Origin of the sequence: Neobacillus sp. CF12 (assembly GCF_030348765.1) — a bacterium.
GTDB lineage: Bacteria > Bacillota > Bacilli > Bacillales > Cytobacillaceae > Neobacillus.
This window is the reverse complement of sequence record NZ_JAUCEU010000007.1, coordinates 2,404,768-2,426,283: the sequence shown is the minus strand read 5'-3', so window position 1 is coordinate 2,426,283 and position 21,516 is coordinate 2,404,768. Positions and strand designations below refer to the sequence as shown.

Below are 21,516 nucleotides of genomic sequence, written 5' to 3'. Positions count from 1 at the left end.
TTAAGTGCAAAAAAATAATGATAGTGCCAAGAAATTTTGCATACTGTTTTCACAAATAGTTCACAAATAGGTGTTTTTATTATTGGCACAGTAATTGCAAGTTTATAAGTGAAAATAAAATTTGGATAAATATGTATTGTATCCATTTTTTGATGGGGGTGAAAGGGAAATTTCTATATATTTATAAAAGAACATAACAAATGAACTACATGAGATTTTCCTTTTAAAAGAAATTGATACGTTCATAATCATCAAAGGGGGATTACCAATGAAAACAGGTACGGATCGTGTAAAAAGAGGCATGGCTGAAATGCAAAAGGGCGGCGTCATAATGGATGTTGTTAATGCTGAGCAAGCAAAAATAGCAGAGGAAGCGGGAGCGGTAGCTGTAATGGCATTGGAGCGCGTTCCATCTGATATCCGTGCAGCTGGCGGAGTTGCAAGAATGGCAGATCCAAGAATTACAGAAGAAGTTATGAAGGCGGTTTCCATTCCGGTTATGGCAAAAGCACGTATCGGACACATCGTTGAAGCCCGGGTTCTTGAAGCAATGGGTGTTGATTATATTGATGAGAGCGAGGTTTTAACTCCGGCTGATGAAGAGTACCATCTAAATAAAAAAGTTTACACTGTTCCATTTGTTTGTGGTTGCCGTGATCTAGGAGAAGCAGCTCGCCGTATTGGTGAAGGTGCATCCATGCTTCGTACAAAAGGAGAGCCGGGAACTGGTAATATCGTAGAAGCTGTTCGTCATATCCGTAAGGTAAATGCACAAGTTCGTAAAGTCACTACAATGAGTGAAGATGAATTGATGACAGAGGCTAAGCTACTTGGAGCTCCATATGAACTTCTTCTAGAGATTAAGCGTAATGGACGCCTGCCTGTAGTAAACTTTGCAGCTGGTGGAGTAGCAACGCCTGCTGATGCTGCACTTATGATGCAGTTAGGTGCTGATGGAGTATTTGTTGGGTCTGGAATCTTCAAATCTGATAACCCAGCAAAATTTGCTAGGGCTATTGTGGAAGCAACAACCCACTACCAGGATTATCAACTAATTGCAGAGATTTCAAAAAATCTTGGAAGTGCAATGAAAGGTATTGAGATTTCAACTCTGTCTCCTGAAGCACGTATGCAGGAACGTGGTTGGTAAAAAGTTTAAAAGGATTATAACATACAAGGGAGAATAAATTATTTATTGTGTAGAGGTCAAAAAAATAGTTGTAAGCTCTTTATTGGTAGTGAAAGCGCTTTAACTTTTTTAAAAATTTAAAATATTCACATTGACATTGTTTATTCTAGCCCGTATACTCGTGTTAGAAAGGTGTTCAGTGGGTTTTGAAGGGTGGATTAGGGCATGCAAACACTGGAAACGGTGATTGTTACAGGATATGCAAAAGCTCCACAGGGAACTTCCATGTATGAAATGTATAAGCATGCGGGAATTGTCCTCGAAGTGGATCTGAAAAATCATAAGATTATCGGGGCTGAATTCACATTCGTAGCTGAACTAACAAAAAATTATTTTCAAAAACTGCTGATAGGCTACTGTCTTCAAGACGGTGTTGAGCAGCTGATTAAACGAATTCAAAGTTTTTATTTTGCTCCATCCCAGCAAGCGATCATTGTGGCTCTCCAAGCTGCAGTTCAACGTTACTGGGATAATGTGAAGCAAATGAATACATAACGTTTGGTTATAATAAAGTGGGAAGATGACCTCTTCCCATGGTCTTATTAAAACCGGGCAAACATGAACTCTGTGTAAGGAATGTTCGTTGAAACGACATTCTTTATAGAGATTTATGTTTTGCTCGGTTTTTTTATTTTACCGAACGGTTGACACCCGCAAAAGTCGATGGAAAGGCAGGGATAAAAAAACATGAGCAAGCTGATTACATGCGAAGAAGCTGTAAAAAAGGTTAAAAACGGCTCTCGAATTATGGTAGGTGGATTTGGACTTGTAGGAAGTCCGCTTAGTTTAATAGCCGCTTTGGCTCAGTCGGAAGTGAAAGACTTAGAGATTATTAGTAATAACCTTGGTGAACCAGGCAGAGGTCTTGGAGTTTTAGTACGGCAAAAGCAAGTAAAAAAAGCAATAGGTTCGTATTTTACATCCAATCCAGAAGTGGTTAAAGCATATCAGGATAAAGAATTAGAAGTAGAGCTTCTCCCACAAGGAACAATGTCTGAAGCCATTCGAGCGGGCGGGGCGGGATTAGGAGGGTTTTATACACCAGTCAGCGTAGGAACGAAAATCGCTGAAAACAAAGAAGAGCGTACCCTTAATGGTAAAAAGTATGTATTTCAAGAGGCTCTTAAAGCCAATTTTTCTTTAATTAAAGCGAAAAAGGCAGATCAATTAGGAAATCTCATATACAACAAATCGGCAAGAAACTTTAATCCGATGATGGCAACAGCAGCGGATGTGGTTATTGTAGAGGTGGACGAGATTGTGGAGGTTGGCCAAATTTCTCCTGAAGAAATTGTGACCCCTCATTTATACGTTGATTATATAGTTGTGAAGGGCGGTAACTAGCTTGAATATGAAACAATACATTGCTGCAAGAGCGGCAAAGGAATTGAAGGATGGCGATATCGTCAATTTGGGGATAGGGATTCCAACACTGGTGGCTGATTATATTCCATCAAATGTTAAAGTTTTTTTACACTCGGAAAACGGCATTCTTGGAGTAGGTCCTACGCCAGATCAAGAGCATATTGACCAAAATCTTGTCAATGCAGGGAAACTGCCTGTCACAGTATTGGAAGGATCATCCTTTTTTGATAGTGCTTCCTCTTTTGCGATGATTCGCGGAGGGCATGTAAGCGTTTCAATCTTAGGCGTGTTGCAGATTGATCAAGTGGGGCGGATTGCCAACTGGGCCGTACCAGGAAAAAATGTTCTTGGTGTAGGCGGGGCGATGGATTTATTGGAAGGCTCCAAAAAGGTCATTGTAACAACGATGCATACCTCTAACCAAGGAGATTCAAAAATCGTCAAGGATTTAACTTATCCGGTCACATCGGAACGAATAGTGGATTTAATTATTACCGATTTGGCGGTTTTCGCTGTAAAGGAAGATGGGCTTCATCTTATTGAGCTTTCCCCTGGAGTTTCCCTTGAGGAAATTCAACAGAAAACGGACGCACCCTTCCAAATTGCTGAATCTTTCAATAAAGACAAAGAGGTGACTGTATAGTGGTTGTAATTGTAAATGCATTTAGGACTGCTATCGGAAGCTTCGGTGGGTCACTGGCAGATACGCCTCCGGAAGTGCTCGTATCCCTCATCATGAAAAATAATCTTTCTGCTTCCGGTTACGGTGCCAATATTGTCGATGAAGTTATCGTCGGACAAACAAAGCAAAGTGCACATGCTCCGAATATTGCAAGAGTCGCGGTATTACAGGCACATTTTTCCGAATCGATTCCTGCTTATACTGTTCATCGCCAGTGCGGTTCAGGCATGCAGGCCGTCATTAACGGAGCGATGTCCATTTTGACTGGTCAGGCTGACGTCGTTTTAGCAGGAGGCGTCGAAAACATGTCACAAGCACCTCATTATACGGTCGGGACTCGATTTGGGAACAAGATGGGTGATATGACGCTGTATGATTCAAATACGGAGAGTCAGCCAAAATCGCAGCCAGAGGAGATATACGGCCGTTTCATGATGGGGCAAACAGCCGAGTGGCTGGCTGAAAAATATAACATAAGCCGCCGTGAACAAGATGAATTTGCTTTCACGAGTCAGCAGAAAACGAAACGTGCAATTGAAATGGGCAACTTTGAAGAAGAAATCATACCTGTTCCGGTAAAGGAAGGAAAAAAGGGAATCCGACACTTTGCGATAGATGAATACCCAAGATTGACGGACATTGAAAAGTTAGGAACACTAAGTTCTGTGTTTCAAAAGGATGGTACAGTAACAGCCGGAAACTCATCCGGAAGAAATGATGGAGCCTCGATGCTGCTGTTGATGTCGGAAGAAAAAGCGATACAACTTGGAGTGGTCCCGATGGCAAGGATTCGTTCCTTTGCTGCAGCGGGTGTATCACCAAAAGAAATGGGAATCGGTCCTGTTCCTGCATCCCAGATTGCGTTGAAAAAAGCGGGTCTTCGTTTGAAAGATATCGATTTGATTGAATTAAATGAAGCATTCGCTGCTCAAAGCCTTGCTTGTTTAAAAGAATGGGACATAAAAGGAGACAACGTGAATGTAAACGGAGGGGCGATTGCCTTAGGCCATCCACTTGGGTGCTCCGGTGCAAGAATCGTAACTACATTATGTCATGAGCTTGAAAAACAAAAAAGACAATATGGTCTTGCCACGATTTGTGTGGCAGGTGGATTAGGATTGGCAATGGTGGTGGAAAGATGGATGGAATAAAAAAAGATTACGTGTTTCATCGTGATTTAAAAAAGGAGTACCCGATTATTACCCACGGTGCAGGGGTCTATCTCATAGATGAGAACGGGAAAAAATATTTGGATGCTTGCTCGGGAGCGGTTGCAGCCAACTTGGGCCATGGGATTACTTCAATAGGAGAGGCCATGGCAGAACAAGCAAAAAAAGCAGCTTTCGTCCATACAATGCGCTTCGAGACGAAAGCGTTGCATGAACTGGCTGAAACAATCGGAAAAATGGCTCCAGACCATTTAAATAAAGTGTATTTTACAACCGGAGGCTCCGAAGCAAATGAAAGTGCTTTGAAGCTGGCAAGGCAATATCATAGGGACGCCGGCAGACCCCAAAAACACATTGTGATTGGGCGATGGCAATCGTACCACGGTAACACCATCGGTTCTTTATCAGCAGGAGGAGACGTTAAAAGAAGGCATACATACACTCCTAATCTTTTAAACTATGCCCATGTCTATTCTCCTTACTGCCATCGATGTCCATACGATCGTCAAAAAGATGATTGTCTCTCTAAACAAAACTGGACATGTGTAACGGATATTGAAAGAACTATATTTGAGCTTGGTCCTGAGAACGTGTCGGCATTTATTGCCGAACCGATTGTTGGAAGCCAGCAAGGTGCGGTTCCACCGCCGCCGGGGTATTTTGAGAAAGTTCGAGAGCTGTGTGATCGTTATGAAATCGTCTTAATTATCGATGAAGTGATGACTGGATTTGGCCGTACTGGTACCAACTTCGCGACAGAACAGATTGGAATCAAGCCTGATATAATCACTTTCGGAAAAGGGGTATCAGCGGGTTATGCTCCACTCGCCGGAATGATCGTTCATGATCGGTTAATCGATGGGCTCATTCAAAACAGCGATGGGAAATTCATTCACGGTTACACGTATAGTGGGCATCCTGTTGCTGTTGCAGCCGGTCTTGCTGCATTGGAGGTATATGAGCGAGACATGGTGCTGGAAAACGTCAAAAAACAAGGTACCTACCTTGTCAAACGTCTTATGGAGCTGAAGCAAAAACATTCTTATATATCTGATGTTCGGGGCAGAGGGCTATTAATAGGTATGGAGCTTGTGAAGGATCCTGAACAGGATCTGTTGTTCGATCCATCTGAAAAAGCTGCTGAAAGATTGAATGGAATTGCGATGGAACTCGGTGCGGTTTTTTATCCCGGTTCCGGTTCAATTGACGGCACAAAGGGGGAGCACCTCATCATCAGCCCTCCTTTAAATGTTTCGAGAACAGAAATTGATGAGATTGTAAGAATTTTAGATGAATCATTCACGATATTCAAAGGTCAATTAAGAAAGGATGAGATTTATGAAATTACAAAATAAAACAGAAGAGATTAAAGAAAAAGCACAAAAACATTTATCACCGGTTATGACAAGGGTAACGGAGCTTGTCATTGAGAAAGCGCATGGCGCCAAATTTTGGACTACAGACGGAAAAGAGTATATCGATTTCGTTTCAGGTGTGGCTGTCAACGCAGTCGGGCATACGAACAGGAAAATGGTGGAAGCCATTAAAAAGCAAGCTGAAGCCTTGATTCATCTTGGGTTGAACTATGGTTATTATGAAACGGCTGCGAATTTGGCGGAAAAGCTTGCTCATATCACACCAGGAAATCTAGACACTGTCTTTTTCTCCAATTCGGGAGCTGAAGCTATTGACGGTGCACTTAAACTAGCAAAGGCCGCCACAGGCAGACCCGCCATCATTGCTTTTGAAGGATCGTTTCATGGTCGTACATTAGGAGCAACAGCCATTACGGCATCAAGCTCTAAATACCGTCGTTATTATGAACCGATTTTAGGCGAGGTATATCACGTTCCATATCCGTATCCCAGCCAGCTGAAAAACATTAGAGAAGAAGAAGCTGAAGAGTATTGCTTGAATCAGCTTCAAAAGTTGTTCGATTTACGCGTGGATCCTTCGCGAGTAGCAGCCATCATCATTGAACCTGTAATGGGTGAAGGCGGCTATTATCCAGCACCGCCAAGCTTTTTGCAGGAGTTAAGAAAGATTTCAGAGGAACACGGCATTTTGCTTATCTTTGACGAAGTACAAACTGGATTTGGCCGTACAGGCAAAATGTTCGCAGCAGAACATGCGAATGTGACTCCTGATATTTTAGTACTGGCAAAAGCCCTTTCTGGGGGCATGCCTCTTGGTGCCATTGTAGCAAGTCGTGAGCTTCATGAAAAATGGCCGACGGCCGGTCATGGTTCAACATTTGGAGGAAATCCAGTTTCTTGTGCTGCGGCAATGGCAAACATAGAGGTCATTGAGGAAGAGAAGTTAGTTGAACGCAGTGCTAAACTCGGTGCCGAGATTGTCGGCCGACTTCATAACTCGGTTGGACATTTACCGGGCATTGTTGAAGTTAGAGGAGTCGGCATGATGATCGGCATCGAATTCGATTCGGAATCTGCTGCTTTCTTTGTTCCGAAAATTAAATCGAAAGCACTGGAAAATGGATTGCTCATTATGAACTGTGGTGTAAGCGGGCAAACGATCCGATTAATGCTGCCTCTTAATATTCAAGAAGATGTGCTAGATATAGGATTAACGATTTTAGAAGATGTGATAACAGAAACAATATCCGGAAACTAATTTTCGATTCCTCGGAATACAACGAAAAAGGAGGTCAAGTTATGTCTAGTCAAATCAAAACAGATATTCTTCAGGGAGATCTTTATATAAATGGAAAATGGGTAAGTGCCCCTGATCAGTCCTACTTTGAAAGCTTAAATCCGGCAACGGGGGAACTTGTCGGCATATGTGCGGCCGCCACAACAGAGCAAGTGGATGAGGCTGTCGCAAAAGCGAATGTAGCCTATTCCCAATGGAAGATCACTCCCATTCCTGAACGAGCGGTTTATTTAACGAAAGCAGCCCAATTGTTTGAAAGACGAAAAGAGGAACTTGCTCGTGTCATGACAATGGAGATGGGAAAAGTGCTGCCAGAGTCTATAGGCGAAGTTGGAGTGGTCATCGCGACTGCTCAATATATGGCAGGTGAGGGACGACGCCTGTTTGGAGAAACGGTCCCGACCAGCTTCCCAGACCGGAACGTAAGAATGGTTCGTGAGCCTCTTGGAGTTACGGCGTGCATAACCCCCTGGAACTTCCCAGTTGCGCTTGCTTCCTACAAAATCTTTTCAGCTCTGATTTCTGGTAATACCGTCGTATGGAAGCCTGCTTCAGAGGTTGCGCTATCGGCAAAGATATTTGTGGAAGTGTTAGAGGAAGCCGGATTGCCAGCAGGAGTTGTGAACTTAATTACTGGTTCAGGAAGAACGGTTGGTCAAACACTCGCAGAGCATTCAGATGTTAAAATCATTTCGTTTACGGGCTCAACAGAAGTCGGACAAAAGCTAGCTGAAATGAGTAGTAAAACGTTAAAACGTATTTCATTGGAATTAGGTGGGAAAAATGCAGTGATCGTCTTGAAGGACGCGGACTTGGACAAGGCGGCAGACGGAATCGTAAAATCAGCGTTTACGACAACTGGTCAGCGCTGTACAGCGGCAAGTCGAGTAATCGTTGAGAGTCCAGTAAAGGAACTGCTCGTACAAAAATTAGTTGAATTAACAAAGTCTATGAAAATAGGAAATGGACTTGAAGAAGGGAAACAAGTGGGCCCTCTCGTAAATGAAGACCAGCTTCATACAGTCGAAAAATATGTAAAAACAGCGATTGAAGAGGGTGGGCAAATTGTGTCAGGTGGGCAGCGTGTCCAAGAATTAGGCGGTTATTACTATCAGCCGACAATCATTGAGAATGTGAAACCAAATGATACCATTGCACAGGAAGAAATTTTTGGCCCTGTTCTTGCCATCATTGAAGTAGATTCATATGAAGAAGCCATAGAGGTAAATAACGGGACTATTTATGGTCTATCAACTTCCATTTATACTGAGAGCCTTCATTATGCGAACCGTGCTGCAAAGGAAGCGGTAAGCGGACTTATCTATATTAATAACGGAACATCCAATGCCGAGATGGGAGTGGCGTTTGGGGGTATGAAAATGTCCGGAAACGGTCACCGTGAAGTTTCCCATCATGTATTTGATGTCATGACAGAGTGGAAGTCGATTTATACAAATTATTAACTAACTCCGATGTATTTATCACCAGGGAAGTTCAGGGCTCTTTTTTGATAACTTCATATATCCGAGGGAGGAGAATATGAGAAAACATCGTATCGGTATCGCATTCTTTTACCATGAATCCCACAGTTTCAGCCCCATGAAGACTGAAATCGAACAGTTTCGCAATGAAGGCTACTTTATTGGCGATGAAATTTATGATGCCTATACGGGCACTAAAACGGAAGTGGGCGGGTTTTTGGATGTATTGAAACAAGAAAGGGATGTAGAAATCGTACCGCTGCTTTGTGCTGCAGCGGTCCCATCGGGCGTAGTATCAGCAGAAGCCTATTCTATCATCGAAGAGCAAATGTTGGAGTCAATCCGGGAGGCTGGACGGCTGGACGGCTTATTGCTGGCACTGCATGGGGCAATGGTCGTGGAGGACCTATTTGATCCGGAAGAGCATTTACTAGGAAAAATTCGTGAGCTTATCGGACCGAGTGTCCCGATTGCGACAACACTGGATATGCACGCTAATTTAAGTGAAAAAATGATTCATTATACACCACTTCATTTTGGATTTAAAACGTATCCACATGTTGATATGTATGAACAAGGAGTTCATGCTTCAATGGCTTTATTGAAGCAATTAAAGGAAGGTGTGCATTATTATGCTTCTTTTGAAAAATTGCCGATGATGCCTCCCTCTATCAATATGAGAACTGCAGAAGGGCCGATGCGCAAAATGATAGAGTGGGCGAAACAAGCCGAAGAGGAAGAAGAAATTTATAATGTGTCCGTATTTGGTGGCTTTCCTTACTCGGATATTCCTATGGTTGGTGCAAGTGTACTGGTTGTTTCGCTCAATCCACAAAAAGGAAAAGAGACAGCCCAAAAGATGGCTTCCTTGTTCTGGAGTGTAAGAGAAGAATTTATCATGAATTTGCCCGGTGTAAAAGAAGGGCTCGATTTGGCGATGTCGATTGAAGATGACAAACCGGTCGTGCTGGCGGACATCTCGGATAATCCTTTAAGCTGCGGGAGCGGGGATACGACAGAGCTGCTTCGGGAAATGGTGAAGCTGGATATTCCGGATACATTGTTTGGCGGGCTCTACGATCCAGAATCCATTGAGGCCTGCCGCAAGAAGGGAACCGGAAATAAGGTATCGTTGTCCCTTGGAGGAAAAGTATCGCCTGAATTTGGGAAGTCCGTACAAGTCGAAGCAACGGTAGTGGCCTTATCAGACGGTGTATTTCACAATTCTGGACCGTTCAATCAGCATTTAAGAGTCGATTTAAAGGGAGCGGCTCACATACGTGTTGGCAATATGGATATCCTCCTCATTGGAAGGCCGATGTCAGCAAATGATCCGGAAATGTTTCGTCATATTGGTCTTGAGCCATCGACAAAGAGAATTCTTGGGTTAAAGGCAAAAAATCATTTTCGGGCAGCGTTTGAGCCGATTGTGGGCCGTATCATTTATGTGGATGCACCTGGTGTTGCATCCAATCGTTTAACAACTTTTACGTATCGTTACATTCCTAAGCCAATATGGCCGCTGAATGAAATCGAATATGAAGTAGAACTAAGGGGGACAGAAAAATGGAAACTTTGAACAAAACCTATTATGTCGAAGTACCAGCTTCATTGAATCCAGAACAGCAAAAAATGATGATGGAGCTTGAGCAAGATGCGTTTCCGGGATTAGGAGCAGTAGATGAACAAACCCTTGTCCCACTTACACGCTACGGGAAACTCATTCAATACCGGCAGCAAAATGATCCAAGGCCGATTGCAATTTGCGAAGTGATGAGAGCTTACAATGATATTCAGAAAGCCTACATTTTTGGGTTTTATGTCCGCTCCGACCAGCAAGGGAAAGGAATCGGGAAATTATTTTTACAGGAAATTTATCCGATTCTAAAGCAAGATGGTTTTCGTAAGGTTTGCTTAACGGTCAGTACTAAAAACAAGGCAGCCGTCAAGTTATATGAAAAATTAGGGTTTGTCATAAAAGAGACAAGATTAGATGAATTTGGCGAAGGGGAAAATCGCTATTATATGGAATACCTCATTTCCTAATATCGTAATGATCGAAGGAGAAATCATTAAAAATGGTCGATAAAAAATAGGCTAATTTTAGGAGGAGTTTATGATGAGAAACACTTTATTCAAACCAAAAAGACATTGGAAAGAAATCGAGCTTTGGAAGGATGTTACAGAGGAACAATGGAACGATTGGGTTTGGCAATTAACGAATACTATCAAAAATTTAGAAGACTTAAAGAAAGTAGTTAACTTAACACCAGAAGAAGAGGAAGGGGTTTTAATCTCAACAAAAACAATCCCATTAAACATCACGCCATATTATGCATCGCTTATGGACCCAGATGATTCAAGATGTCCGGTGCGAATGCAGTCTGTTCCAATTTCTGCGGAATTGCATAAAACAAGATATGATTTAGAAGATCCCCTTCACGAAGATGAAGATTCACCAGTACCTGGGTTAACACATCGTTATCCGGATCGCGTGTTGTTCCTAGTAACAAACCAATGCTCCATGTACTGCCGTTACTGCACAAGAAGACGCTTCTCCGGACAAATCGGAATGGGTGTACCAAAGAAACAGTTAGACACAGCCATTAATTATATCGCATCTAACTCACAGATTCGAGATGTGTTAATTTCCGGAGGAGACGGGCTCCTTATTAATGACAATATTTTAGAATATATTTTAAAGAATTTACGTGAGATTCCGCATGTAGAAATTATTCGTATCGGTACAAGAGCACCTGTCGTATTCCCACAGCGAATTACCGAAAATCTTTGTAATATCTTGAAAAAGTATCATCCAGTTTGGTTGAATACACATTTCAATACATCTATTGAAATTACGGAAGAATCGAAGCGTGCATGTGAAATGCTTTCAAATGTTGGTGTACCTGTTGGTAATCAGTCTGTTATTTTGGCAGGTATTAACGACAGTGTACCGATCATGAAACAGCTTATGCATGACCTTGTTAAAATCCGCGTTCGTCCATATTATATTTACCAATGTGACTTATCAGAAGGGATTGGCCATTTTCGTGCACCAATTAGCAAAGGATTGGAAATTATGGAAGGACTTCGTGGTCATACATCGGGTTATGCCGTTCCGACATTTATTGTTGATGCCCCGGGTGGAGGAGGCAAAATTCCATTGCAGCCGAACTATATCATTTCTCAAAGTTCTAATAAAGTCGTATTACGTAACTTTGAAGGTGTGATTACATCTTATCCAGAACCAACAAATTATCAGTCAGGCAGTGCAGAGGATTACTACAAAAAGGTATATCCTGAAGTGTTTGAAAAGTTTGAAAGTAATGGTGTCCTATCCATTATTGATGATACGAAATTTAACCTTACTCCTGAAGGCTTAAAAAGGTTAGATCGCCGCAAAACGTATAAGGAAAATACTGAGCATAGTTCATTAAAAGATAAACGTGACAAACGTGACGAGTTAAAAGAGAAAAAATTCCAATCGCAAATGAAGAAATATGAAACAGTGGGAGCAAAGGAGGAATAATTTTGATTTGTCAATGGTGCGAATCTGACACAGCAAGTGAAACGAGCAACACAGTGTATTGGGAACTTCCAGATGGAACAAATGCGATCGAAATTCAAGACACACCATCCATTCATTGCTTGGAATGCGGTATGACCTATCAAACAGATAATACTGTGAAAGAAATTGAAGATCATCTATTTTTAATCGATTGCTCAAAGCTCGAAAAAAGTATGAAGTATGATACACTTATGGCCGCTCCACGCTTATTGAAGCGAAACTACTTTGATTTTTCGAAATAATTAGCAAGCCGTCTCTCGTTTTTCGATATTAAGCGAGAGATGAATTTTATTCTTATGGACAATTTATCCCGATCATCCTCATGAAGGGATAAATTGCCCATAAGAAATAGAAAGTTTAGCAACCAATCAGTAGGGATAAGATAATTCAACTGATTGAGGTTTATTTATTATGATTATTTGTATGCGTTTTCTTGTCAACTAAGTACCTACATCGAAAAAGCAGATGGATAATGCTTTCTAAAAAGTTAGATAGATGCTTATCGTACAAAAATGAAGGAGGACAAGAATGGAAGCACTCAAAAGCTATAAAAGTGACAAAAATAATCAGAAGGTTCAGAATAGTAGAGAATGCAAAGGTCATGTTAAACGCAATCTAAAGGCACGTCACATGACGATGATTGCAATTGGAGGGTCAATCGGGACAGGGTTATTTTTAGCTACAGGGTCATCCATTCAAACAGCTGGGCCTGGTGGAGCGCTAATAGCTTATGGAGTTATCGGCATCATGGTCTACTTTTTGATGACAAGTCTCGGAGAAATGGCTACCTTAATGCCGGTTTCGGGATCCTTTTCAACATATGGCAGCCGTTTTGTTGATCCGGCATTTGGTTTTGCGCTCGGTTGGAACTATTGGTTCAACTGGGCTGTTACACTTGCGGTTGAAATAGTAGCATCAGCTATTATTATGAAGTTCTGGTTTCCGGATGTACCGAGCATCGTGTGGAGTACACTGTTTTTAGGTCTAATCTTTTTATTGAATGCATTGTCGGTTAAAAGTTACGGAGAATCCGAGTATTGGTTCTCCTTAATAAAAGTAGTGACAATCATCGTTTTCATTGGAGTAGGTTTGCTGACCATTTTCGGCATTCTGGGCGGACAGTTTATCGGGTTTAAAAACTTTACAGTAGGACATGCTCCTGTGAATGGCGGACTTTTGTCCGTTTTAAGTATTTTTTTAATCGCAGGTTTTTCATTTCAAGGAACGGAGCTCGTGGGGATTGCTGCTGGAGAAAGTGAAGAGCCTGAGAAAAACGTACCAAAGGCTATTCGACAAGTATTTTGGCGTATACTTCTATTCTATATAGTTGCCATTGCTGTCATTGGCCTAATTATTCCTTATACAAGTCCTGACCTGTTGGGCAGGGATGTTGACAACATTGCTGTCAGCCCTTTTACCCTTGTATTTGAGAAAGTGGGCATTGCATTTGCGGCATCTGTGATGAATGCTGTCATTTTGACATCGGTCTTATCGGCAGGTACTTCCGGTTTATATGCATCGACACGCATGCTTTGGTCCATGGCAAAGGACGGTCAGGCACCTAAATTTTTACAAAATGTAAATGATCGCGGGATTCCGATGAATGCCCTTGTCATGACGACGATTATCGGAGGCTTGGCCTTTTTAACGTCCATTTTTGGAGATCAAGTGTATACATGGTTATTAAATGCGTCAGGCTTAACTGGATTTATTGCATGGCTTGGAATTGCAGTCAGCCACTATCGTTTTAGAAAAGCATATATGGCCCAGGGCAGGGACTTAAATGATTTGAAATTTAAAGCAAAATGGTTCCCGCTTGGTCCGATTCTCGCTTTTGCGATGTGTGTCATTGTCATTTTTGGTCAAAATTATCAAGCTTTTTTAACTAGTGAGATTGATTGGTATGGAGTGGCCGTGTCCTATATTGGTTTACCAATCTTTTTGGGATTATGGATCGGGTATAAACTCGTTCATAAAACGAAGGTCGTTCCACTAAAAGAATGTTCTTTTGATGAGATATCATCTAAATAGAGATAACGTGATTCGTTTTGCTCCGCCACTCATGATTAGCCAAGAGGAATTAATTTGGCCGATTGAACGAATTCAAAAAGTGTTGTTTAAGATTTCCAACTAATACAGTAGGGGTGCCATATGGGAGAAGTAGGGGTAACAGAGCGCAATACAGAACAAAAGTCAGATGAGTCTTTGAACCTTTTAACATCAACACAGATTGTGATAAAAGAAGCCTTAGATAAATTAGGGTATACAGATGAGATGTACCAACTATTAAAAGAACCATTGAGAATGCTGACTGTTCGTATGCCTGTTAGAATGGATGACGGGTCGACTAAAATATTCACTGGATATCGCGCTCAGCATAATGATGCTGTTGGACCGACAAAAGGCGGAGTTCGTTTTCATCCAGAAGTAGACGAGGACGAGGTTAAGGCATTGTCGATGTGGATGAGTTTAAAATGCGGCATCGTCGACCTACCATATGGAGGCGGAAAAGGCGGTATTATTTGCGACCCAAGAACGATGTCAATGGGAGAACTTGAGCGGCTTAGCAGAGCTTATGTTCGGGCAATCAGCCAAATTGTAGGACCTACAAAGGACATACCTGCTCCAGATGTTTATACAAACTCACAAATTATGGCGTGGATGATGGATGAATACAGCAGGCTTCGTGAATACGATTCGCCTGGATTCATTACAGGGAAACCACTTGTACTTGGCGGCTCGCATGGCCGTGAAAAGGCGACCGCACAAGGAGTTGTCATATGCATTGAGGAAGCTGCAAAAAAACGTAGAATTACGATCAAAGGAGCTCGGGTGGTCGTTCAAGGGTTTGGGAATGCAGGGAGCTTTTTAGCAAAATTTATGCATGATGCAGGTGCAAAGGTCATTGGGATATCTGATGCTTATGGTGCGCTTTATGATCCAGATGGTTTGGATATTGATTACTTATTAGATCGTAGAGATAGCTTTGGAACGGTAACAACATTGTTTGATAACACGATTACAAATGAAGAGTTACTCGAGCTTGACTGTGATATTCTAGTTCCAGCTGCAATTTCCAACCAGATTACCACAGCTAATGCACATAATATCAAAGCTTCGATTGTTGTCGAGGCAGCAAACGGCCCAACAACCCTAGAAGGGACTAAAATACTTTCTGATAGAGGAATACTGTTAGTGCCGGATGTTTTAGCGAGTTCAGGAGGAGTAACTGTTTCCTATTTTGAATGGGTTCAAAACAACCAAGGCTACTATTGGAGTGAAGAAGAAGTTAATGAAAAGCTTCGTAAGGTGCTCGTCCAATCGTTTAATAATGTTTATGAAACATCCAAGCGATGGAATATTAATATGCGTTTAGCCGCATATATAGTAGGTGTTCGTAAAATATCTGAAGCATCAAGGTTTAGAGGCTGGGTATAAATTCTATAAGCTGATAGCTAAATTTCCTTAGAAACAAAAAGATCTTTGCATATCTATGCAAGGTTTTTTTGTTTTTTCAAATAGAAAAGTGTTTTAATGGCCTGTGGAAACACCTAGTGGAAGTTGGTGGCAGACTGGTGCCAAAACGAAACATACTGCCACCAATTCCATCTGTATAAAACATAATAAGGAAAAATAAAAGCCTATTATATCAATGTTTTCAAACTAAAGCTGTTAGAATCTGATTCGCTTTTCAACATTGACAGGGTTGAGGCCTGGGGTTCGAACCCCTCACAGGTCATCAAAAAACCTAACATCTGAACTGTCATACAGAATGGGGAAGAATTCATCTTTTAAAGCAATGTTGCCATATTATATCCTAAGGTTTGCATTAGCAATCGCTAATAGCTACTTATTCTCCCTGCCAATGAGTCACAGAGTCTAGAAATTTAAAGAGGAGATGAAGATGAAGAGTTATTGCCTTTTAGTGTTTGATGGTTTTATTGAAAGAATATAAAAGCAAACAGGGCGTTAGTATGTTGTCAAATTTGTAAGTGATTACCATACAATAAAATAAAAGTTGGTCTGAGTAAATTTATTAGGTTTAAGGAAAAATTGGATTTTGTTTATAATATATTTACAACTCGCCTTTAATTAATCAAATGAGGTGATAAGTGTGTGTGCTCCTAATAATTTTATTGAACAACAAGCTTATGAAATGTACGAAAAGATAAAGAAAAATTCTGTATACAATTTTATTAGGGCAGATTATTCTGAAGGTAGCAATTTAGGGTTTCATTTACAGGGTGATAACATTATAAAGGGGTCAGCATTAATTACAAAAGTAGTTCTAGAAGATAAGGACGGAACTCAATATAATGTTGAGCCTAATCCTACTGGGGTAAGGTTTGCAAAAGGCGAAATCACTTATAAGGAGTACAAAAAACTGCAAAAAAGGGAAACAGTAAATGGAATTGCTGCTTTCTTTGGAATTCTTGTTTTTTTTAGCGGAGTTATGTATTTCTTAATGAAGATTTTTACCTAAAATAAATAGCTCTTCGCTTTTTAGATTTTCATAATGAAAGGATAACACCAGTAAGCACAAGGGTTTATTTTTGTATTTACTGGTGCTTTTGTAATTTTATTTAGCTGAAAGTTCACTTTCAGTTACCCATTTGTGATGGGTCACTTTTTCACCGCTTGTGGTTGAAGTGAAATCAACCATGTAAACAGTCGTTTGCTCAGCGGAATCTATTTCAGCTGTTACACCATCCATACCTTCCATATGGTCAGCCTTTACGCTAACTTCATCACCTGTTTTATAGGGTTGGTCAATTGCATCTTTAATCTCTTCATGAATGATCCATTTGTGATTTGTAACTCTTTCTCCGCCATTTGTTGGTGTGTAAGAGATTGTATATACAGTTGTATCATAAGCACCTACGATTGTTGCTTCTGCGCCTTTCATTCCTTCCATGTGGTCAGATTTTATAATAGCTTGACTACCAACTTTGAAGGAAGGATTCTCTGCTTCTTTTAATGCTTTTGGAACTTCCCCTGAGCCTGAATGATTCATACCTTCATGGCCACCATTATGACCTTCGCTGCTAGTATTTTTCTGATCTTCTGTTTTCTCACCCTGTTCAACATTTGCTTGTTCGTTCTCCTGACTATCATTGGAACATGCTGCTAAAATTACAGCAAGGATCAAGGTTAGAAGAAATAGGGTAGTAAGTTTTGTTTTCACTATAAATACCTCCTTTATCTTATTACCTCCACATAGTACAACAAATATGTGAAGAAAATATGCAGAACGCTTAGGCACAATTAATCATTTCTAAAACATACATCTAAATGGTGTTAGGATTTTTTGTGATTTTATATTAAAATGGCTTTTCGCAGTAAGTATGAAGGAATTGTGAACAAATTAAATAGAGTCTTGCCATTATTTTTTTGAGGGTTATAATACCCACATAGGTATAAACCCCTAAGGGTATAATTTTTAACGAATCTTGATTGATAGTGTTGAAATAATAAACTAAGATACTCAAATTGGAGGGCATATATTATGACTAAGAAAGTTATCATCGTAGGCGGGGTTGCAGGTGGAGCTACTGCAGCTGCCAGATTAAGAAGAATCAGTGAAGATGTAGAGGTCGTTCTAGTGGAACGTGGAGAACATATTTCTTTTGCAAACTGCGGATTACCATATTACATTGGTGAGACCATTAAAGATAGAAGTAAATTATTAGTACAAACAGTAAAAGGAATGTCGGAACGATTTAATCTTGATATTCGCAACTTAAGTGAAGTATTGAGCATTAATCCAGAAAACAAATACGTTACGATAAAAAATCTACAAACCGGCGAAGTATATGAAGAATCATATGACAAGTTATTATTATCTCCTGGAGCAAGACCAATCGTCCCTCCTATTCCTGGATTAAATGAAAATACAACTTTATTTACATTAAGAAATATTCCTGATACGGATAAGATCAAAAACCATTTTGATAACAATAATCCTAAAAAGGCGGTTGTCATCGGCGGTGGATTTATCGGGATTGAAATGGCCGAAAACCTCGTTGATAGAGGAATAGAAGTTACTCTAATTGAAATGGCCAATCAAATTATGGCGCCAATTGATTTTGAAATGGCGTGTATTTTACACACTCATTTAAAAGAAAAAGGTGTTCATCTAATCTTAGAGAATGGCGTTCAATCGTTCGCGAATCGTGGCAAAAAAATTATCCTTTCAGATGGAACGGAAATCCAAACAGATATGACCATTCTTTCAATCGGTGTTAGACCAGAAAATGAATTAGCAAAAACAGCAGGACTGGAGTTAGGTGAGCGTGGAGGAATTGTTATAAATGACTACCTTCAAACTTCTAATGAAGATATTTATGCAGTTGGAGATGCAGTAGAAGTAGTCGATTACATTATTGGTACAAAATCAATGATTCCACTTGCTGGTCCTGCTAATCGACAAGGGCGTATAGCTGCCGATAACATGATGGGCAAAAAAGAGAAATACCAGGGAACATTAGGTACCTCGATTGCAAAGGTATTTGACTTAACTGTAGCTGCAACAGGAGCCAATGAGAAAACATTAAAGCGTTTAGGTGTTAACTATGAGGTTGTTCATATTCATCCAAGTTCTCATGCGGGATATTATCCAGGAGCGGCACCGATTGCATTAAAAGTAATCTTTGATAAAGAAACAGGAAAGATCTTTGGTGCACAGGCAGTAGGTGCAGATGGCGTTGACAAACGAATTGATGTTATTGCCACAGCTATTAAGGGTGGATTAACGGTAGAAGATTTAACGAATTTAGAATTATCTTATGCACCGCCATTTTCATCAGCAAAAGATCCAGTCCATATGGCAGGTTACGTGGCAACGAATATCATGAAGGGTGAATTAGAACATATCCAATGGCATGAGGTTGGTCAAATTGTATCAGAAGGTGGACTTTTGATCGATGTTCGTGAACCAATGGAACGTGAATTTGGTTTTATTAAAGAATCTATTAATATCTCCCTAAATGACCTAAGAAATAAATTAGCTGAAATCCCAAGTGATAAGACAGTTTATGTAAGCTGCCAAGTAGGATTAAGAGGCTATTTAGCAAGTCGGATTCTTAAAAATAATGGTTACCATGTTAAAAATGTGGATGGCGGCTGGAAAACCTATTCGTCTGTATATGGAAGCAATATAAATAAAAATATTGAAACGAAAACAAACGACCTAGGTGAGACAGAGGTAGTTGTAGAAAAAACAAATGTAGTAAATGTAGATTCTGTTGTAGATGTTAGTGGTTTAACGTGTCCAATGCCGATAATAAAATTAAAAAAAGGTACCGATTCATTGGAAAGCGGACAAGTCATAGAACTTCATGTAACAGACCGTGGTGCTTTAAATGATCTTCCAGCATGGTCAAGTAATGCAGGACATACCCTTTTAAAAACAGAACAAGAAGATAAACTCATAAAATTCTGGATTAAAAAGAAATAAAAGAAAAAGCATGGCTTCTAATGATGGAAGTCATGCTTTATTATCGTAAAAAAAGTGAAAAAATCTTTTTGAACATTGACATTATACCTATAGGGGTATATTATTAAGCATGTCATTGAAATTTGTTTCTTTGTAGGAGGCTTAAATGATATATTTAATATTAGCATCAATCGTATTACTAGTTATGCTATTTAAAAGATATTTCCCCGTTCTGGGTGTAAAATGTTATCCATTCATTTGTAAGTAGTAAATAAAAGGAAAGTCCTTTTGGAATAAAAGTTAACTGTTAAGGAGGTAAAAGTCATGGACTATAATGATCAAATAAAAAATAGGGTGAAACGTATCGAAGGACAGCTTAGAGGAATATTACGATTAATGGAAGAAGAAAAGGATTGTAAAGATGTTATTACTCAGTTATCTGCAGCTAGAACAGCAATTGATCGTACAATAGGAGTAATTGTAAGTTCAAATTTAGTCGAGTGTGTTAAAAAAGCAGATGAAACGCATGAAAGAAGTGCAGAAGAATTAATCAAAGAAGCAGTAGACCTATTAGTAAAAAGTCGATAAAAAAGGGTTGACACCCTCTTTTATTTTCATTATTATCATACCCGTAGGGGTAGAGGTAAATGAAATGTTTTTTTGTTAAAACATATACCCGTATAGGTAATTAATTTATAGGAGGTCATAAAAATGACAGAGAAGAAAAAAACAACAATCGTCTTATTAAGCGGTGATTATGATAAAGCAATGGCAGCTTATATTATTGCGAATGGTGCAGCAGCCTATGATCATGAAGTAACAATCTTTCACACTTTTTGGGGATTGAATGCTTTACGAAAAGATGAAAGTATTGCAGTTGAAAAAGGGTTTTTGGAGAAAATGTTTGCAAAAATGATGCCAAGAGGCGCTGATAACATGGGTCTATCAAGAATGAATTTTGCAGGTTTTGGACCTAAGTTAATTAAAAAGGTAATGAAGAAACACAATGCACTTCCTCTTCCTCAACTAATCGAGATGGCTCAAGAGCAGGATGTAAAATTAATCGCATGTACCATGACGATGGATTTACTAGGTCTTAAAAAAGAAGAGCTTTTAGATAATATCGAATATGCAGGAGTTGCAGCATATTTAGCAGAAGCTGAAGATGGTAATGTCAATCTGTTCATTTAATCTTTATGGGGAATATTTTCCCTAAAAACTATAGGAGGGACTAGACTTGGATTATATAAATTACGTATTCATTGCACTTTTCATATTATTTATTGTATATCGTTTTATGCCAACGAAAGGTGTACGAAATATTTCAATTGCAGAATTAAAAAATGAATTAAAGGATAAAAATAAACTGTTTGTAGATGTGAGAACACCTGGAGAATTTAAAGGAAATCACATTAGACAATTTAAGAATATTCCCCTTAATTTACTTGCACAAAAAGCAGAAAAAGAACTTTCAAAGGACAAAGAAGTCATTGTTATTTGTCAAAGCGGAATGAGAAGCGCACAAGCAAGTAAGATATTAAAAAAATCAGGCTATATGAAAGTAACAAACGTAAAAGGCGGCATGAATGCTTGGTCATAAAAGAAATAAGAGGAGGATGTTAAAATGAAAGCAATAACTGCAAAAGAAGTTGAACAATTACTAAATGAAGGAAAAGAATTAAATATTATTGATGTTCGTGAAGTAGATGAGGTAGCAGGTGGAAAGATACCTGGTGCTATAAACATTCGCTTAGGATTATTGGAGTTCCGTATGCATGAATTAGATAAATCAAAAGAATATATCATGGTTTGCCGGTCTGGAGCTAGAAGTGGTCAGGCATCACAATTTCTTGAGTATCAAGGTTTTAATGTAATTAATATGACGGGTGGAATGATGTCCTGGGAAGGGAAAGTAGAATAAATTTTTTTAATCACAATAATACCCATATAGGTA

Annotated in this window: 22 protein-coding genes; 21 read left to right on the top strand and 1 reads right to left on the bottom strand. The window is 39.8% G+C overall.

Annotation, left to right across the window (positions count from 1 at the left end; all coding sequences use genetic code 11):
• Window positions 1-268: 268 nt before the first annotated feature.
• The 16 genes from pdxS to QUG14_RS11320 all read left to right on the top strand — a co-directional run bounded on the left by pdxS (window position 269) and on the right by QUG14_RS11320 (window position 16,610).
• The gene (pdxS, locus tag QUG14_RS11395) at window positions 269-1,150 is read left to right on the top strand and encodes a pyridoxal 5'-phosphate synthase lyase subunit PdxS (protein WP_289340652.1); all 882 of its coding nucleotides are present in this window, start codon (window positions 269-271) and stop codon (window positions 1,148-1,150) included.
• A gap of 204 nt (window positions 1,151-1,354) precedes the next feature.
• Window positions 1,355-1,684, top strand: coding sequence for a DUF3870 domain-containing protein (locus QUG14_RS11390; protein WP_289340651.1), 330 nt, complete (start codon window positions 1,355-1,357; stop codon window positions 1,682-1,684).
• A gap of 192 nt (window positions 1,685-1,876) precedes the next feature.
• Window positions 1,877-2,533: a CoA transferase subunit A gene (locus tag QUG14_RS11385; protein ID WP_289340650.1), complete on the top strand. Its 657-nt coding sequence runs from the start codon at window positions 1,877-1,879 to the stop codon at window positions 2,531-2,533.
• Between the two features lies 1 nt (window position 2,534).
• The gene (locus QUG14_RS11380) at window positions 2,535-3,197 is read left to right on the top strand and encodes a 3-oxoacid CoA-transferase subunit B (RefSeq protein WP_289340649.1); all 663 of its coding nucleotides are present in this window, start codon (window positions 2,535-2,537) and stop codon (window positions 3,195-3,197) included.
• Complete coding sequence (locus QUG14_RS11375; protein WP_289340647.1) at window positions 3,197-4,387, top strand: thiolase family protein; 1,191 nt, start codon at window positions 3,197-3,199, stop codon at window positions 4,385-4,387. Before QUG14_RS11380 ends, QUG14_RS11375 begins: the two co-directional genes overlap by 1 nt.
• Complete coding sequence (locus QUG14_RS11370; protein ID WP_289340646.1) at window positions 4,375-5,760, top strand: aspartate aminotransferase family protein; 1,386 nt, start codon at window positions 4,375-4,377, stop codon at window positions 5,758-5,760. Before QUG14_RS11375 ends, QUG14_RS11370 begins: the two co-directional genes overlap by 13 nt.
• Window positions 5,744-7,039, top strand: a complete 1,296-nt coding sequence (locus QUG14_RS11365) for an aspartate aminotransferase family protein (RefSeq protein ID WP_289340645.1) — start codon at window positions 5,744-5,746, stop codon at window positions 7,037-7,039. The genes QUG14_RS11370 and QUG14_RS11365 overlap by 17 nt, the downstream gene beginning before the upstream one ends.
• 41 nt (window positions 7,040-7,080) lie before the next feature.
• A complete protein-coding gene (locus QUG14_RS11360) occupies window positions 7,081-8,541 on the top strand; it encodes an aldehyde dehydrogenase family protein (protein WP_289340644.1) in 1,461 nt (486 codons plus the stop codon).
• Between the two features lie 76 nt (window positions 8,542-8,617).
• Window positions 8,618-10,138, top strand: coding sequence for a M81 family metallopeptidase (locus tag QUG14_RS11355; RefSeq protein WP_289340643.1), 1,521 nt, complete (start codon window positions 8,618-8,620; stop codon window positions 10,136-10,138).
• A complete protein-coding gene (locus QUG14_RS11350; RefSeq protein ID WP_289340642.1) occupies window positions 10,126-10,605 on the top strand; it encodes a GNAT family N-acetyltransferase in 480 nt (159 codons plus the stop codon). The genes QUG14_RS11355 and QUG14_RS11350 overlap by 13 nt, the downstream gene beginning before the upstream one ends.
• A gap of 73 nt (window positions 10,606-10,678) precedes the next feature.
• The gene (gene kamA, locus QUG14_RS11345; protein WP_179602765.1) at window positions 10,679-12,088 is read left to right on the top strand and encodes a lysine 2,3-aminomutase; all 1,410 of its coding nucleotides are present in this window, start codon (window positions 10,679-10,681) and stop codon (window positions 12,086-12,088) included.
• A 2-nt stretch (window positions 12,089-12,090) separates the two neighbouring features.
• Window positions 12,091-12,369, top strand: a complete 279-nt coding sequence (locus tag QUG14_RS11340; RefSeq protein ID WP_289340641.1) for a YokU family protein — start codon at window positions 12,091-12,093, stop codon at window positions 12,367-12,369.
• A 394-nt stretch (window positions 12,370-12,763) separates the two neighbouring features.
• Window positions 12,764-14,158 carry an amino acid permease gene (locus QUG14_RS11335; protein ID WP_483310803.1) on the top strand — a complete coding sequence of 465 codons (1,395 nt, stop codon included), beginning with the start codon at window positions 12,764-12,766 and terminating at the stop codon, window positions 14,156-14,158.
• Complete coding sequence (locus tag QUG14_RS11330; protein ID WP_289344270.1) at window positions 14,139-14,261, top strand: hypothetical protein; 123 nt, start codon at window positions 14,139-14,141, stop codon at window positions 14,259-14,261. Before QUG14_RS11335 ends, QUG14_RS11330 begins: the two co-directional genes overlap by 20 nt.
• Window positions 14,262-14,278: 17 nt before the next feature.
• Window positions 14,279-15,565: a Glu/Leu/Phe/Val family dehydrogenase gene (locus QUG14_RS11325; protein ID WP_289340638.1), complete on the top strand. Its 1,287-nt coding sequence runs from the start codon at window positions 14,279-14,281 to the stop codon at window positions 15,563-15,565.
• A gap of 676 nt (window positions 15,566-16,241) precedes the next feature.
• Window positions 16,242-16,610 carry a hypothetical protein gene (locus tag QUG14_RS11320; RefSeq protein WP_289340637.1) on the top strand — a complete coding sequence of 123 codons (369 nt, stop codon included), beginning with the start codon at window positions 16,242-16,244 and terminating at the stop codon, window positions 16,608-16,610.
• A gap of 96 nt (window positions 16,611-16,706) precedes the next feature.
• Here the strand turns inward: QUG14_RS11320 and QUG14_RS11315 are convergent, their stop codons facing one another.
• Window positions 16,707-17,315 (bottom strand): YdhK family protein, encoded by a 609-nt coding sequence (locus QUG14_RS11315; RefSeq protein WP_289344123.1) that lies wholly within the window; start codon window positions 17,313-17,315, stop codon window positions 16,707-16,709.
• Window positions 17,316-17,633: 318 nt separating this feature from the next.
• Here QUG14_RS11315 and QUG14_RS11310 point away from each other — a divergent pair, with 318 nt between their 5' ends.
• The 5 genes from QUG14_RS11310 (at window position 17,634) to QUG14_RS11290 (ending at window position 21,483) form a co-directional block, all read left to right on the top strand.
• Window positions 17,634-19,583, top strand: a complete 1,950-nt coding sequence (locus QUG14_RS11310; protein WP_289340636.1) for a CoA-disulfide reductase — start codon at window positions 17,634-17,636, stop codon at window positions 19,581-19,583.
• Between the two features lie 303 nt (window positions 19,584-19,886).
• Window positions 19,887-20,150, top strand: a complete 264-nt coding sequence (locus QUG14_RS11305) for a metal-sensitive transcriptional regulator (protein WP_289340635.1) — start codon at window positions 19,887-19,889, stop codon at window positions 20,148-20,150.
• Between the two features lie 123 nt (window positions 20,151-20,273).
• The gene (locus QUG14_RS11300; protein ID WP_289340634.1) at window positions 20,274-20,753 is read left to right on the top strand and encodes a DsrE/DsrF/DrsH-like family protein; all 480 of its coding nucleotides are present in this window, start codon (window positions 20,274-20,276) and stop codon (window positions 20,751-20,753) included.
• Window positions 20,754-20,799: 46 nt separating this feature from the next.
• Window positions 20,800-21,162: a rhodanese-like domain-containing protein gene (locus QUG14_RS11295; protein WP_289340633.1), complete on the top strand. Its 363-nt coding sequence runs from the start codon at window positions 20,800-20,802 to the stop codon at window positions 21,160-21,162.
• Between the two features lie 24 nt (window positions 21,163-21,186).
• Entirely contained in the window at window positions 21,187-21,483 is a 297-nt protein-coding gene (locus QUG14_RS11290; RefSeq protein WP_289340632.1) for a rhodanese-like domain-containing protein, read from the top strand.
• The last annotated feature ends 33 nt before the right edge of the window (window positions 21,484-21,516 follow it).